Source organism: Aeromonas sp. S9(2024) (genome assembly GCF_041403185.1).
GTDB classification, from domain to species: Bacteria; Pseudomonadota; Gammaproteobacteria; order Enterobacterales; family Aeromonadaceae; genus Aeromonas; species Aeromonas enteropelogenes.
The window spans coordinates 206,033-220,337 of sequence record NZ_JBGLRE010000003.1 but is presented as its reverse complement, the minus strand read 5'-3'; the positions used below and the strand labels follow the sequence as shown (position 1 = coordinate 220,337).

Annotated in this window: 12 protein-coding genes; 3 read left to right on the top strand and 9 right to left on the bottom strand. The window is 62.5% G+C overall.

Annotated elements, in window-relative coordinates; genetic code table 11:
- Positions 1 to 141: 141 nt before the first annotated feature.
- From uvrC to ACB028_RS07190, 7 genes are all read right to left on the bottom strand, one after another.
- The gene (gene uvrC, locus ACB028_RS07220; protein ID WP_371143866.1) at positions 142 to 1,995 is read right to left on the bottom strand and encodes an excinuclease ABC subunit UvrC; all 1,854 of its coding nucleotides are present in this window, start codon (positions 1,993 to 1,995) and stop codon (positions 142 to 144) included.
- Between the two features lie 129 nt (positions 1,996 to 2,124).
- The gene (gene uvrY / locus ACB028_RS07215) at positions 2,125 to 2,769 is read right to left on the bottom strand and encodes a UvrY/SirA/GacA family response regulator transcription factor (RefSeq protein ID WP_026457117.1); all 645 of its coding nucleotides are present in this window, start codon (positions 2,767 to 2,769) and stop codon (positions 2,125 to 2,127) included.
- A 211-nt stretch (positions 2,770 to 2,980) separates the two neighbouring features.
- Positions 2,981 to 3,742 (bottom strand): 3-deoxy-manno-octulosonate cytidylyltransferase, encoded by a 762-nt coding sequence (gene kdsB, locus ACB028_RS07210; RefSeq protein ID WP_042028670.1) that lies wholly within the window; start codon positions 3,740 to 3,742, stop codon positions 2,981 to 2,983.
- Positions 3,739 to 3,927, bottom strand: coding sequence for a Trm112 family protein (locus ACB028_RS07205; RefSeq protein ID WP_026457119.1), 189 nt, complete (start codon positions 3,925 to 3,927; stop codon positions 3,739 to 3,741). Before ACB028_RS07205 ends, kdsB begins: the two co-directional genes overlap by 4 nt.
- A gap of 128 nt (positions 3,928 to 4,055) precedes the next feature.
- A complete protein-coding gene (gene lpxK / locus ACB028_RS07200; RefSeq protein WP_371143865.1) occupies positions 4,056 to 5,060 on the bottom strand; it encodes a tetraacyldisaccharide 4'-kinase in 1,005 nt (334 codons plus the stop codon).
- A complete protein-coding gene (gene msbA / locus ACB028_RS07195) occupies positions 5,057 to 6,826 on the bottom strand; it encodes a lipid A ABC transporter ATP-binding protein/permease MsbA (protein WP_042028667.1) in 1,770 nt (589 codons plus the stop codon). The genes lpxK and msbA overlap by 4 nt, the downstream gene beginning before the upstream one ends.
- Before the next feature lie 103 nt (positions 6,827 to 6,929).
- The gene (locus ACB028_RS07190; protein ID WP_371143864.1) at positions 6,930 to 9,131 is read right to left on the bottom strand and encodes a DNA internalization-related competence protein ComEC/Rec2; all 2,202 of its coding nucleotides are present in this window, start codon (positions 9,129 to 9,131) and stop codon (positions 6,930 to 6,932) included.
- A gap of 27 nt (positions 9,132 to 9,158) precedes the next feature.
- Between ACB028_RS07190 and ACB028_RS07185 the strand changes: the two genes are divergently transcribed.
- The 3 genes from ACB028_RS07185 (at position 9,159) to ACB028_RS07175 (ending at position 11,800) form a co-directional block, all read left to right on the top strand.
- The gene (locus tag ACB028_RS07185; RefSeq protein ID WP_026457808.1) at positions 9,159 to 9,677 is read left to right on the top strand and encodes a DUF2062 domain-containing protein; all 519 of its coding nucleotides are present in this window, start codon (positions 9,159 to 9,161) and stop codon (positions 9,675 to 9,677) included.
- On the top strand, positions 9,671 to 10,165 hold the full coding sequence (locus ACB028_RS07180) for a DUF2062 domain-containing protein (protein ID WP_371143863.1): 495 nt from the start codon (positions 9,671 to 9,673) through the stop codon (positions 10,163 to 10,165). The genes ACB028_RS07185 and ACB028_RS07180 overlap by 7 nt, the downstream gene beginning before the upstream one ends.
- A gap of 126 nt (positions 10,166 to 10,291) precedes the next feature.
- Positions 10,292 to 11,800 (top strand): helicase HerA-like domain-containing protein, encoded by a 1,509-nt coding sequence (locus ACB028_RS07175; RefSeq protein WP_371143862.1) that lies wholly within the window; start codon positions 10,292 to 10,294, stop codon positions 11,798 to 11,800.
- An 86-nt stretch (positions 11,801 to 11,886) separates the two neighbouring features.
- On the opposite strand, the gene ACB028_RS07170 is transcribed toward ACB028_RS07175, so the two are convergent.
- Complete coding sequence (locus ACB028_RS07170) at positions 11,887 to 13,077, bottom strand: amino acid aminotransferase (RefSeq protein WP_371143861.1); 1,191 nt, start codon at positions 13,075 to 13,077, stop codon at positions 11,887 to 11,889.
- A gap of 144 nt (positions 13,078 to 13,221) precedes the next feature.
- The gene (locus ACB028_RS07165; protein ID WP_371143860.1) at positions 13,222 to 14,163 is read right to left on the bottom strand and encodes a hypothetical protein; all 942 of its coding nucleotides are present in this window, start codon (positions 14,161 to 14,163) and stop codon (positions 13,222 to 13,224) included.
- Positions 14,164 to 14,305: the final 142 nt, after the last annotated feature.

Genomic DNA, 14,305 nt, shown 5'->3' with positions numbered 1-14,305 from the left:
TCTTGTTAACCCAGCAATCTTCACGAAATGCGGGGTCATTATGGCATTTACGCCCCCTCTTCGTCACGGCTCTTGTGCATCAAGGAGTTAGCGATTTTCCCCGGCTGTCGGCCCCGTCGAATAAGCGGCTTCATTCAAGACTCAGGCTGAGTGCAAGCCATCATGAATGGTTTGGGCCAGCTCCTGGCTGATGCCGGGCACCTTGGCCAGCTCATCAACGCTCGCCCGTTTCACCTCCTGCAATCCCCCCAGGTATTTGAGCAGCGCCTGACGGCGCTTGGGCCCGACGCCGGGAATATCCTCCAGGCTGCTGCTGGTGCGAGCCTTGGCGCGGCGAGCGCGGTGCCCGGTGATGGCAAAACGGTGGGATTCATCGCGAATATGCTGGATGAGATGCAGAGCAGGCATATCCGCCGGGAGGTGCAGCTCTTCGTGGCTCTCCCCCATGATCAGGGTCTCCAGCCCTGCCTTGCGGGTCACCCCCTTGGCGATACCCACCAGCAAGGGGTATTTGCCACCGAGAAACTCCAGCTGGCGGGCCAGGATCTCCTCAGCGCGGCGCAACTGGCCGAGGCCGCCGTCGATAAACAGGATGTCAGGCACCTTGTCCGGCTCCTGAGGCTTGCCAAAGCGACGCTCCAGCGCCTGCTCCATGGCGGCATAGTCATCCCCCCCCGTGATGCCGTCGATATTGAAGCGGCGATATTCGGAAGAGAGAGGCCCCTCCCGGTTGAACACCACACAAGAAGCGACGGTGCGCTCCCCCATGGTGTGAGAGATATCGAAGCACTCCATGCGGGCGATGGGGGCCTCCAGCTCCAGCAGCTCCTCAAGCTGGTTGAAGCGGGCGGTGATGGTGCTCTTGTGGGCCAGGCGCGAGCGCAGGGCCGTCTCGGCATTGATGGCGGCCAGCTTGATGAAGCGGGCCCGCTCGGCGCGGGTACGGCTCACCACCCGCACCTTGTAGCCAGCAGTCTGGCTTAAGGTCTCGGCGATCAGCGCCTCGTCCTCAAGGGCCACATCCAGCAGTACCTCGCTCGGGATCTGCCGCCCCCCCTGCCCCGACAGATAAAACTGCAGCAAGAAGGCCTGCACCACCTCCTCTTGCGGCGTATCCCCCGGCACCTTGGGGAAATAACTGCGCGAGCCCAGCACCTTGCCCTGGCGGATGAAGAGCACGTGGATACAGGCCGAACCCTGCTCGAAGGCGACCCCCACCACATCGAGCTCGTCCAGCACGTTGCCGCTCACAGATTGCTGCTCGGTGACCCGGCGCAGCGCCTGGATCTGATCCCGGTAGCGGGCGGCCTCCTCGAAGCGCAAATCGCCGCTGGCGGACTCCATCTTGCCTACCAGCTCGCCTATCACCTGCTGGTTCTTGCCTGCCAAAAACAATTTGGCCAGCTCCACCTGTTGGGCATATTCAGCCTCACTCACCAGTCCGGGCACACAGGGTCCGGCGCAGCGTTTGAGCTGGTAGAGCAGGCAGGGACGGGTGCGGTTGGCATAGACGGCATCTTCGCACTGGCGTACCGGAAAAATCTTCTGCATCAGGTGCAGGCTCTCGCGCACCGCCCCGCCGGAGGGGTAAGGACCGAAATAGTCCCCCTTCACCTTGCGGGCACCACGATGAACCCCGATGCGCGGGTGCTGATGGGCAGTGATGATGATCCAGGGATAGGATTTGTCATCGCGCAGCAGCACGTTGTAGCGCGGCTGGTACTGCTTGATGAGGTTGTGCTCGAGGATCAGTGCCTCGGTCTCGGTGTGGGTCACCGTCACCTGAATATCGACGATCTGGCGCACCAGGGTGCGGGTCTTGATGCTGTCGACGTTGGCCCGAAAGTAGGAGGCGAGCCGCTTTTTCAGATCCTTGGCCTTGCCCACATAGATGACGATGCCACCGCTGTCGTACATGCGATAGACGCCGCTCTGGTGGGTCACTGCGCGCAAGAAGGACTTGCTGTCAAAGAGGGGCTCGGAAGATAGGAACATCGGCGACTCGACTCAATACAAAGGGGCGAAAACAGGTGCTGTGAACATTAACGGGGAGAGCATACTGCGCCAGGGCGGCAAAAAGCAAAAAGGCGGCACACGCCGCCTTTGTGACCACACATGACCCGGTTACAGGGTATCGGCATCCAGCATGCCATAGCGAATGGCCAGATGGGTCAGCTCCACATCACCATTGATGCCCAGCTTGCTGAACAGTCGGTAGCGGTAGCTGTTGACCGTCTTCGGGCTCAGATTCAGCTGTTCGGAGATATCGGTCACCTTCTGCCCCTTGGTGATCATCATCATGATCTGCAGCTCCCGCTCAGAGAGGGACTTGAAGGGGTTCTCGTCCGCCGAGGCAAACTGGCTGAGGGCCATCTGCTGGGCGATCTCCGGGGAGATGTAGCGCTGGCCCGAGTGCACCAGCCGGATCGCCTGGATCATCTCGTCAGGTGCGGCCCCCTTGGTCAGATAACCGGCGGCCCCCGCCTGCATCACTTTGGTGGGGAACGGATTTTCTGAATGAATGGTCAGCACTATGATGCGCACATCGGGGCGGATCCGCAGGATCTTGCGGGTCGCCTCCAGGCCGCCAATACCCGGCATGTTCATGTCCATCAGGATCACATCCGGATGGTGCTGACGACAAAATGCCACCGCGGTCTCCCCGCTCTGTGCCTCGCCCACCACCTTGATCCCGCGCACATCTTCCAGAATGCGTCTTATCCCTGTACGCACCAGCTCATGATCATCGACCAGGAATACATTTATCACCCAAACACCCCGTTCTTATCTCGTTATTGCCGCCCGGTTAGGGTTAACAGGGCGTCTTGCATCATAACCAAACTCGTCGCTTTGGCAAACTACGCATGCCAAAAGTTTGAGAATGTGCATTAATGGCGTTTTAAATCAAATAATTATATAAATAATCAAAACAAAAAACGGTGTCTCGCGACACCGTTTTTCCATTTTGCTGGCAACGCATTCAGCTTGCCAGGAAAGCACGCACCTTCTCCAGATCCGCCGGGGTATCCACCCCGACCGGCGGCGCCTCGAGGGCCTGGGCGACGTGGATCTTCTCGCCGTACCAGAGCACCCGCAGCTGCTCCAGCGCTTCTACCTGCTCCAGTGCACTCGGCGCCCAGTCCACATAACGCTGGATGAAACCGGCGCGATAGGCGTAGATGCCGATGTGGCGCTGATAGTGCGGGCCAATCTGCTCGTGGCTTTGGGCAAAACGGTCCCGATCCCAGGGAATGCTGGCCCGGCTGAAGTAGAGGGCGTAGCCATCCTTGTCGGTGACCACCTTGACCGCATTGGGGTTGAATGCCTCCTCCGCATCCTTGATGGGCACGGAGAGGGTCGCCATCGGCGCCGTCGCAGCGGCCAGGTTATCAGCCACCTGACGGATGATGGCGGGCGGGATGAGCGGCTCATCCCCCTGAACGTTGACGATGATGGTATCGGCAGCAAAACCGTAGTGGCGGCACACCTCGGCGAGGCGCTCGGTACCGGACTGATGATCCGGTGAGGTCATGCACACTTCGGCGCCCATGCCTGCCGCGACAGGTGCCAGCGCCTGTGCCACCCGCTCGTCATCGGTGGCGACGATCACCCGCTCGGCGCCGGATTGCAGCGCCTTCTCCACCACATGTTGCACCATGGGCTTGCCATGGATATCCGCCAGCGGCTTGCCCGGCAAGCGGGTCGAGGCGTAGCGGGCAGGGATCACGACCACGAAGCTCATGATGGCAGCTCGTCGCTGTTGAGGGGACGGGCGCGGTTTTCCAGCAGCACGGGGATCCCCTCCTCCAGCGGATAAGCCAGCTTGTCGAAGCGACAGACCAGCTCATGGACAGCCTTGTTGTATTGCAGTTTCCCCTTGCAGACAGGGCAAGCGATGATGTCGAGCAATTTGATATCCAATGCCAAAACGATACTCCTTCAACAATGTCGAGCAGATAGGCCCGGCAAACAATGTGTCGAGCAAGCGCCTTGCCCGGCAAGGGAAGATGCCGGACAAGGTGATAATCCCTTCAGGGGCAGAGCAAGTCTGCCGTTTATTCTCTGGCGCCGGCAGCGGCGACTGTTGCCGACTTGGCCTGAGCCAGCTTTTGCAGCAAGGTGTCCAGCAAGGAGGCGGGCAGTTGGGCGCTGACTGGCAGATACCACCAGTTGTCCCGGGCAAACGGGCGGCACTTGACCGCATCTTTTTCCGTCATCAACAGGGGGCGTTGACCAAAACGGGCGACAAGTTCATCGCGATCAAACGGATGGTGATCCGCATAGCCGACGCTCTGTTGCAGCTCATAGCCAAGCCCGGTCAGGGTAGCAAAAAAACGGGGGGGATGGCCGATCCCCGCAAGGGCATCCACGGCGCGCGGCAGGGGCTCGGCAAGCGGGACATCGTCGCGCACCCGTCTCGGCCCATCGGCGATCAGGCTCATGGGATACTCCCCTTTGCCCGGCTCGCCACCATTGCAGATGATGGCATCCACGCGCTTCAAGCGGGTCACCGGCTCGCGCAGCGGTCCCATAGGCAGCAGGCAGAGATTGCCAAATCGGCGCGCGCCATCCACCACCACCAGCTCGATGTCACGGGCCAGCGCATAGTGCTGCAGGCCGTCGTCGGTGATGATGATGTCCACCTCGCCGCTTTGCTCGAGCAGCCTGACCGCATCGGCCCGCTTGGGGGCCACCACTACGGGGCAGCCGCAGCGCCGGGCAATCAGGACAGGCTCATCGCCGGCCTGCGCCGTGGTGCTGGCAGCATCGAGCCGGTAGGGGTAATGGGGCGCCTTGCCGCCATAACCGCGACTCACCACTCCTGGCTTGAAACCGCGTGCCTGCAACTGTTCCACCAGCCAGATCACCACCGGGGTCTTGCCGTTGCCCCCCACAGAGATATTGCCCACCACGATCACGGGAACGCCGGCCCGATAGGCCTTGCGCCAGCCCCGTCGGTAGGCGTAGCGGCGGGCACCGCTGATGATGGCAAACAGCAGGGCAAAAGGAGCCAGCCACCAGCGCCAACCGCTTTTGCCATACCAGAGTTGTTCCATCACTCCTTGTGACCCGCTGCCTGGTTGCCAAACTGGATGGCGCGCAGCTGGGCATAGGTGCCTTGCTGGGCCATCAGGGCATCGTGGTTGCCGCGCTCGACGATATGACCCTCGTCGATCACCAGGATCTCATCCGCCTTCTCGATGGTGGAGAGGCGGTGGGCGATCACCAGGGAAGTACGCGCCTTGCATAGCTCGTCGATGGCGGCCTGGATATGGCGCTCGGATTCGGTATCCAGCGCCGAGGTCGCTTCGTCCAGCAGCAATACCGGAGCATCGCGCAACAGGGCGCGGGCGATGGCGATACGCTGACGCTGGCCGCCGGAGAGGGACGCACCGTTCTCACCGACCACAGTGTCGTAACCTTGCGGCATCTTGCTGACAAACTCGTCGGCGTGAGCGATGCGGGCCGCCTGGCGGATCTCGTCGCTGCTGTAGCGGTCCTCCGCCGCGTAGGCGATGTTGTTGGCCACCGAATCGTTGAACAGGTGGACATGCTGGGAGACCAGGGCGTACTGCTTGCGCAGCTCGCTCAGTTGGTACTCGCGGATGTTGATGCCGTCCAGCAGGATCTCCCCCTGCTCGATGTCATAGAAGCGGGTCAGCAGGCTGGCAATGGTGCTCTTGCCGGAGCCGGAGCGCCCCACCAGGGCCACGGATTTACCCGCCTCCACCTTGAAGCTGACGTTGTGCAGCGCCGGAGTGTCCTTGGTCGGATAGGTAAAGGTGACGTTGCGAAACTCGATTTCGCCGCGGGCACGCTCCAGAGTACGGGTGCCGGTATCCTGCTCCGGCTCGGTATCGAGCAGGCCAAACAGGCTGTGGCAGGCGGTGATGGCGCGCTGGAACTGGTTGTTGACGTCGGTCAGGCTTTTCAGCGGCTTGAGCAGCATCATCATGGAGGTGATCATGACGGTAAAGGTACCGGCAGTCAGCTCGCTGCGCACGCTGTCGATAGTCGCCACATAGAGGAAGGCGGCCAGGGCGATGGAGGCAACCATCTGGACGATGGGGCTGCCGATGGCATCCGCCGCCACCATCTTCATGGTCTGCTGGCGCATGTTGTTGCTGACCTGGAAGAAGCGTTTCTCCTCCACCTTCTGGCCACCGAACATCAGCACCTCTTTATGCCCCTTGAGCATCTGCTCGGTGGAGGTGGTGATGTCTCCGACCGCCTGCTGGATATGGCGGCTGATCTTGCGAAAACGACGGCTGATGAGGCCGATGATGATGCCCACCAGCGGCCCCACCACCAGGAAGATCACCGACAGCTGCCAGGAGTGATAGAACATCAGGCCGAGCAGGCCAATGACGGTCGCCCCTTCCCGCACCAGGGTCACCAAGGTGGTACTCGCGGCCGAGGAGACCTGGCTCGCATCATAGGTCACTTTGGAGAGCAGGTGACCGGTGTTCTGCCGGTCGAAGAAGCTCATCGGCATCGCCACCATGTGATTGAACACCTGCTGCTGCAGTCGCATTACTACGTGGTTGCCGACCCAGGCCATGCAGTAGTTGGAGAGAAAGTTGGCGAGACCGCGCAGGGCGACGATGCCGAGCACGAAGAAGGGCATCCATTTCAGCACGGTGGCATCGTTGCCATTGATCCCCTGATCGATAAGCGGCTTGATGGAGTAGACGAAGGTGGTATCGACCGCGGCATAACCCAGCATGCCGATGATGCCGCCAATGAGGCCCAGCTTGCGATCTCGAACATAGCCGAGCAGGCGTTTGAATACTGGCCAGCTCTCTTGTGAGGTTTCTTGTTGCATGAATAGCCGTTAGTAATGGAAATGACGGGCTATTCTAGCCAAAGCTTGGGCTTCCACCAAGCATCCCCATCTCGATAAAGGGCCTGGCACGATAAAAAGCGGATCAGGGCGCAGGCCAGAGCCCGGGTCGCCACCAGGCACCATCACGCCGATACCAAGGGCCCCGGCTGCGCTCGGCACTGACCATCAAGCCTTCTCCCTCAGGCTGGATCAGGATGGCACCATGCAGCCCCGTAACCCACTGGCGGGCGGCCCGATAGCGCGCCACCACTTCGGGGCGGGGAAACCTCCACTGGTTCATGAAGCCTGCGCTGTGCACGACGTAGCGAGGAGCGACCACCGCGACAAAGGGCGGCGTGGAAGAGGTGCGGCTGCCATGGTGCGGACTCACCAGCAGGGTGCTGGCAAGCCCCTCCCCTTCCAGCGCGACCAGCCGCTGCTCAGCCTGGCGTTCGATGTCCGCGCTCAGCAGCACGCTGGTGTGCCCGTCGCGGATACGCACCACGCAGCCATCGTTGTTGCGCCCGCCCCCGGGATGTTCTGGCCAGAGCACAGAGAAATCGAGCCCCTGCCAGCGCCACTGCTGACCCCGCTGGCAAAGCGACGTTCGTTCGTCGAACCGATGGGAAGAGAGCTCGCTACGTACCATCAGGGTGGTGAGCAATCGCTGGCGGTTACCGGCATGATCCCTGTCCTTGTGGCTGAGGATGAGGCGATCGATAACCCGGATCCCAAGCCGGCTCAGCTGGGGCAGGATCACCGCATCCGCCATGTTGTAACCGCCCGGGTAGCGATCGCCCGTGTCATAAAGGATGGCCCGATCCCCCTTGCTGATCAGCACCGCCAACCCCTGTCCCACGTCCAGCACCCGCAGCTGCCAACGCGCCTCGGTGGGCCAGAGTGTCAGCACCATGGCCAGTACGCCGGGCAACCAGAGCCAGCGGGCCGGAGGCCATCGCCAACCCGCCCGGAGCAGCAGCAACAAGGTACACAGGGGCAGCCACCAGTGGGGCAGCGGCCACCACAGTTGCAACCGGGCCGCCAGCCAGGCCAGCAGACTCAGCACCCACTCGAGCCCAAGATCCGCCAGCCAGAACAGCCCGTAAGCCAATGGGGCAACAAGCGGCGCAAGCAGCACCCCGATCAGGGCCAGCGGTATGATGGCGATGCAAAAGAGCGGCACCGCCAGCAGGTTGATCACCATGGCGAGCGGCGCTATGCCCTCGAACAGCGCCAACTGCATGGGTAGCAGACCGAGCAGCAACCAGAGCTGGATCTGCCAAAGCCCGGGGCGGGCATGGCAATAGCCCACCAGCAGCAAGATGGCCACCGCCAGAAACGAGAGCCAAAACCCCGCCGAGTAGAGGGCGAAGGGATCCCACAATACCAGCACCACAAAGGCCCACAACCAGATGCGATAGGCGGGCCACTCCCGCCGGCACCAGCGCAGCAGGCTCCACACCAACACCATGATGAGGGCCCGTTCGGTTGCCACCGCAAAGCCCGCCAGCCAACTGTAAGTCGCCGCAAACAGCAATGACGTGAGGATGGCACCGCGCAGCCCGAACAGGCGGCCAAGCCACCAGCCCAGCACGGCCACCAGTGCGATATGCTGACCCGAGATGGCAATGATGTGAGTGATGCCGCTGCCGCGAAACAGGGTCCACTGCTCATCCGTAATCCCGCCTTGCTCGCCAAAGGTGAGCGCTGCCAGCAGAGGGCCATGGGTGAGCGGGCGCCAACTTGCCTCGGCCGCCGCCAGCCAGCGTTCGCGCCAACCCGGTGCCACCGGCTGAATGTCGATGATCCGCCGCAAGTTGCCGGTGGCGGTGATCCCCTTGCCCAGCAGCAGGCGACGACCGTCCATCCCCGCCTCGTTGGCAAGCCCGTGTGCCGGTTTGAGGGAGCTGACCAGGGTCAGCCGGCTGCCCACCGTCAACGCAGGCAGCGCCTGGTAAGCATTGACTCGCACCAGAGGCGCGGGCCAGAGCGGTTGGCCGTCGAGTTGTTCCACCTGCAGCTGCAGGCGCACAAATTTATCGCCCTCGGGCTCTGCACTTTTCAGCTGTGCGGTTATGATGTGGCTCGCCTGATCTCCCAGCTGGTTCAGCCAGGCCAGTCGATACGACATATTGGCCTGCATCCAGAGGATGCCGAACAGGAGAAACAGCAGCCGCCAGGCACGATAATATGCAAGGGGAAGCAGCAGGGACAACAAGAGTCCCCCCCATGCGAGTGAAGGTAACCATGGCCAGAGCAGTGAGGAGCTTGCCCCCAGGGCAAACGACAACAGACGCAGATCCATGGAGCAAGTATTTAGCAAGGTTACGATATGCCCAAACGACTCATACAGCGCTGGATGCCCGATCAGCAAAGCCTGAAAGAACACAAGCACTTGCGCCTGTTTGGCAAGCTGCTGCTCGATGCCAATCTCTGGCATCTCAACCGGCGCTCCGCCGCGGGGGCCTTTGCGGTGGGCCTCTTCATGGCCTGGGTGCCCCTCCCCTGCCAGATGCTGCTGGCCGCCGGGGGCGCCATCCTGTTTCGGGTCAACCTGCCCCTTTCGGTGGCCCTGGTCTGGCTCTCCAATCCCATTACCATGCCGCCACTGTTTTATGGCGCCTACCTGACCGGCTGCCAACTGCTGGGCCAGCACGCCCAACCCATCGACATCGAATTCACCTGGGCCTGGCTGGTCTCGGTCTTTGAAACCGTGGCCCCGCCGCTGCTGCTGGGCTCCCTGGTGCTGGCACTGCTGAGTTCCCTGATTGGTTATGCCCTGATCCGCACCTTCTGGCGGATCAGCACGGTGCGCCAGTGGCAAAAACGCAAGGTGGCGCGAGCATGCTGAACGGCTGGCTTGAGCGCTTCAAAATAAACCCGGACACCCTGCGCCAGCAGAAGTGGTTTGCCCTGTTTGGTGAGCGCCTGCTCAACCCGGCGCTATGGCAGACCCAACCCCGGGCCCTCGCCGGCGCCGTGGCCGCGGGCATCTTTGCCTGCTGGTTTCCCATCCCCATGCATTCGCTGATCGCCGTCGCGCTGGCACTGGCCTTTCGCCTCAATCTGCCGCTGGCCCTGCTGGCAGTCTGGTTCAACAATCCGTTGACCCTGCCCTTCATGTATCTTTACGCCTATCGCACCGGCTGTCTGGTGCTAAGCCAGCCGCCGGAGCCCTTCCACCTCACCTGGACGCTCCACTGGCTGGAGCAGGAGGCAGCCACTCTGGTCCCTCCTTTCCTGCTCGGCAGCCTGCTGCTGGCCATCATCACCGCCCTGCTCGGGGGCCTGCTGACCCTGCTGGCACTGCAACTGAAACAAAAGTTGGCTCAGCGCTAACACAAGCCGCCGTCATTCCGTGCCGAAGACGGGCCGCCATGGCCCGTCTTGCCTTCATCTGACTCTCCCGCCACACTCCTTGTAAGCCGTTGTTTCCTGCACACAATCCGAAACAAGGAGGCCACCATGGCCGACCCGCTGATCCTGGCTTATGCCGATGGCAAACCCCTCACCCTGCTGCCAGCCATGGCCAATCGCCACGGCCTCATCACGGGGGCGACCGGCACCGGCAAGACGGTCACCCTGCAAGTGCTGGCGGAGGGCTTCTCCCGCCTCGGGGTACCGGTGTTTCTCGCCGATGTGAAGGGGGATTTGAGCGGCCTTGGCGCCGCCGGTGCTGGCTCGGCCAAGCTGGATGCCAAGCTGGCCCAGCTCGGCATTTCAGCCCCCAACTTTGCCGCGAGCCCGACCCTGTTCTGGGATCTCTTTGCCGAGCAGGGACACCCGGTGCGAGCCACCGTCTCCGACATGGGGCCTTTGCTGCTCTCCCGCCTGCTCGGTCTCAACGATACCCAGAGCGGGGTGCTGGAGCTGGTGTTCAAGGTGGCGGACGACGAGGGGCTGTTGCTGCTGGATCTCAAGGACTTGCGAGCCATGGTTCAGTTTGCCGGGGAGAATGCCAAATCCCTCACTACTCGTTACGGTAACGTCTCCACCGCCTCCGTCGGGGCCATTTTGCGCAACCTGCTGACTCTGGAGAGCGCCGGTGGCGATCACTTCTTCGGCGAACCCATGCTGGACATTCAGGATCTGCTGCAGACCGACGAGGCGGGTCACGGTCATATCAATGTGCTGGCGGCGGGCAAGCTGACCCACTCCAGCCGCCTCTATGCCTGCTTCCTGCTCTGGCTGCTCTCGGAGCTGTTCGAGCAGTTGCCGGAAGTGGGGGATCCGGACAAGCCGGTGCTGGTCTTTTTCTTCGATGAGGCTCACCTCTTGTTCAACGATGCCCCCAGGGCGCTGCTGGAGAAGATCGAACTGGTGGTGCGGCTCATCCGCTCCAAAGGGGTGGGCGTCTACTTCGTCACCCAGAGTCCGGCCGACATTCCCGACAGCGTGCTGGGGCAACTTGGCAACCGGGTGCAGCACGCCCTGCGCGCCTTTACCCCGAGCGATCAGAAGGCGGTGCGGATCGCCGCCAACACCCTGCGCGCCAACCCGGCCTTCGATGCGGCCGGCGTCATCACCGAACTCGGCGTCGGCGAGGCACTCATCTCCCTGCTCGACGAGAAGGGGCGCCCCGGGGTGGTGGAGCGCGCCTTTATTGCCCCGCCGGCCAGCCGGATCGGGCCCCTGAGCGAGGCAGAGCGACAGAACTTGATCCATGGCTCATTGCTGCATGGCCGCTACGAGACGCCGGAGGATCGCGAATCCGCCTTCGAGCGTCTCAACGGGGACAAGGTGACAACCACAAGCGAACAAGGCTGCGAGCCGTCATCCAGCGGGGAAGGCGGGCTGCTCGATGCCCTGAACGAGATGTTGTTTGGCCGCACCGGTCCCCGTGGTGGCCAGCATGACGGCGTGGTACAGACCGCCGCCAAGAGCGTGGCCCGCACCATAGGCAATGAGGTGGGGCGCCAGCTGGTACGCGGGGTGCTCGGCTCTCTCTTGGGGGGCAGCAAACGGCGACGCTAACGCCGCCAAAAGCGACGGATACAAAAAAGCCCGCCGGGTCTCCCCGGCGGGCTTTTGTCTGGTCTGGCGCCATCACGACTAACTTGTCACAGCACCTTGGCGATGGCATCGCACAGGGGATCGATGTTGGCGCGGGTGATCCCGGCCACGCTGATCCGGCCGGAACCGACGATGTAGATGGCAAACTCGCTCTTGAGGCGCTCAACCTGATCCTTGCTGAGGCCGGAGAAGGAGAACATGCCATTCTGCTCACGAATGAAACCGAAGTCCTGGTTCACGCCACGGGCAGCCAGTTTTTCCACCAGCAGCTCGCGCATCTCGCGAATGCGCACCCGCATGGCGGCCAATTCTTCAACCCACTCGGCATAGAGGGCCGGATCGCTCACCACGGCGGTGACCACGGCCGCACCGTGTGACGGCGGGTTGGAGTAGTTGGCACGAATGACGGTCTTGACCTGGGTAAAGGCCACCTCGGCGATCGCCTTGGTCGCGCTGACCAAGGTGAAGGCGCCAACCCGCTCGTTGTAGAGGCCGAAGTTTTTGGAGAAGGAGCTCGCCACCAGCAGCTCATCATGGCACTCGGCGAAGATGCGCAGACCCTCGGCGTCTTCCTCGATACCGCGGGCAAAGCCCTGATAGGCGAAGTCAAACAGCGGCAGCCAGCCGGCGGCGGCACTCTGCTTGGCCAGGGCGCGCCACTGATCAGCGGTCGGATCGATACCGGTCGGGTTGTGGCAGCAGCCGTGCAGCAACACCAGATCGCCGGCTTGCGCCTCGGACAGGGACGCCTGCATGGCGGCAAAATCCAGCCCCTTGGTCGCTGCGTCGTAGTACTTGTACCACTTGACGGTCAGGCCGGCGGCCTGGAACACGCTGACATGGTTGGCCCAGGTGGGATCGGAGATCCAGACGGTCCTGGCGAGATTGTTGCGCACCACAAACTCGGCGGCGATGCGCAAGGCACCGGTACCACCCGGCGCCTGGGCAGTCTTGGCACGGCCACTGTTGACCAGGGGGGAGTCCTGCCCGAACAGCAGCTGCTGCACGATGCGGCCGTACTCGATATTGCCTTCAATACCGAGGTAATTCTTGGTCTTCTCGTCGGTCAAGAGCTTCTGTTCGGCTCGCTTGACGCAATGAAGGATAGGGGTGGCACCGGTCTCATCCTTGTAGATCCCTACGCCCAGATTGATCTTGTGGCTGCGAGTGTCAGCGCGGAAGGCTTCGGTCAGGCCCAGGATCGGATCCGCTGGGGCGGCAACAACCTTTTCAAACATGGTATTCCCTGTATTCCGTTGATGGCTTGGATGGCAAAGCATGGTGGCAAACAAAAGCGCCCATCCTGCGAGCGCTTCGTCAGCTCTTTATATCACTGCGTTCAAGGAGGGAAAACCGCTTTTTAGCCCATCCGTGCGGCGATTTCAGCCGACGGCATGCCAGCTGGAGGCCAGCGCGCACACTTCGGCAGACAAACCACCATTGGATTCAACCAAAGCGCTACAAACTGCCAACAAAGATTTGGGCAGACGGCTCGTCTCCCAGGGGCGGCTCTCCGTCAACGGCTGGCCATAGGCGGCCATGATGGGAGAGAGGGAAACGGGCAACCACCAGCTGGCCGGGCGCCCGAGACGCTGGGCCAGCGCCTGGACCCGATCCACCCCGGCGGGGTCGAGGGCGGTGAGATGGCTCCACTGCACATTGGGCGGCAGGGCCGCCACGATTTGTTGCAGGGCCGAGTGGGCCGTGGCGGGCACCCACACCAGCAGAGTGCCATCCGCGAGGGGCAGTTCGGCAAAGGCACCGATGCAATCCGTGCTGATCACCCGCAAGAGTTCCCCCTCCCCCCACAGGATCTTGCCAAGCCCGGCGAGGGTGCGCTCCGGCAACGCCACCTCCCCCAGGGTCTGCAGCCAGGGCGCGGCATCGAGCAGGGTACCGCCACTGAAAAACAGGCTGAAGGGGGCAGAGGCACGCAGGCGCAGCAGCTGATCGGCGCAGAGCCGGATCCCCTTGTCCTCGAAGTCGATCTGTTCGACCGGACTGAACCCCGCCCCAGACTTGCGATAAAGCGCCGCCAGTACCTGCTCGTTGACCAGCTCCCCCAGCTGCCACCCCTGGGCGTGCAGCCACTCCTCGGGGGCCGGTGGCGCCGTGGCGATCTCCGCCAGCATCAGCTCACGGGTCAGATAGCGTCGCCCCGCCGGCGTCAGCTCATAGTGGTGATTGCCGAGGGCCAGCAACAGCTGGTTGTCCCTGAGCAGGCCCACCAACGGCTGCCATTGGCGGCCCCGGATCGCCAATGGCGAGTGTTCCAGCAGCTGCCGGGCCAGCTCCCGCCATTCGGGGTGACGAAAATCGATCACTTGCACTCCATCCCTGTGTCGCAACGAGAGCCGGAAATTAACTTATCTTGTGAGCCTCGGCCAAGCCCGGTCGGGGCAATCCGTGACTCAGCGCATGAACAAGGGAGGGTTGGCAGCAAGAATGCGTCCGGCATCGCCCTCC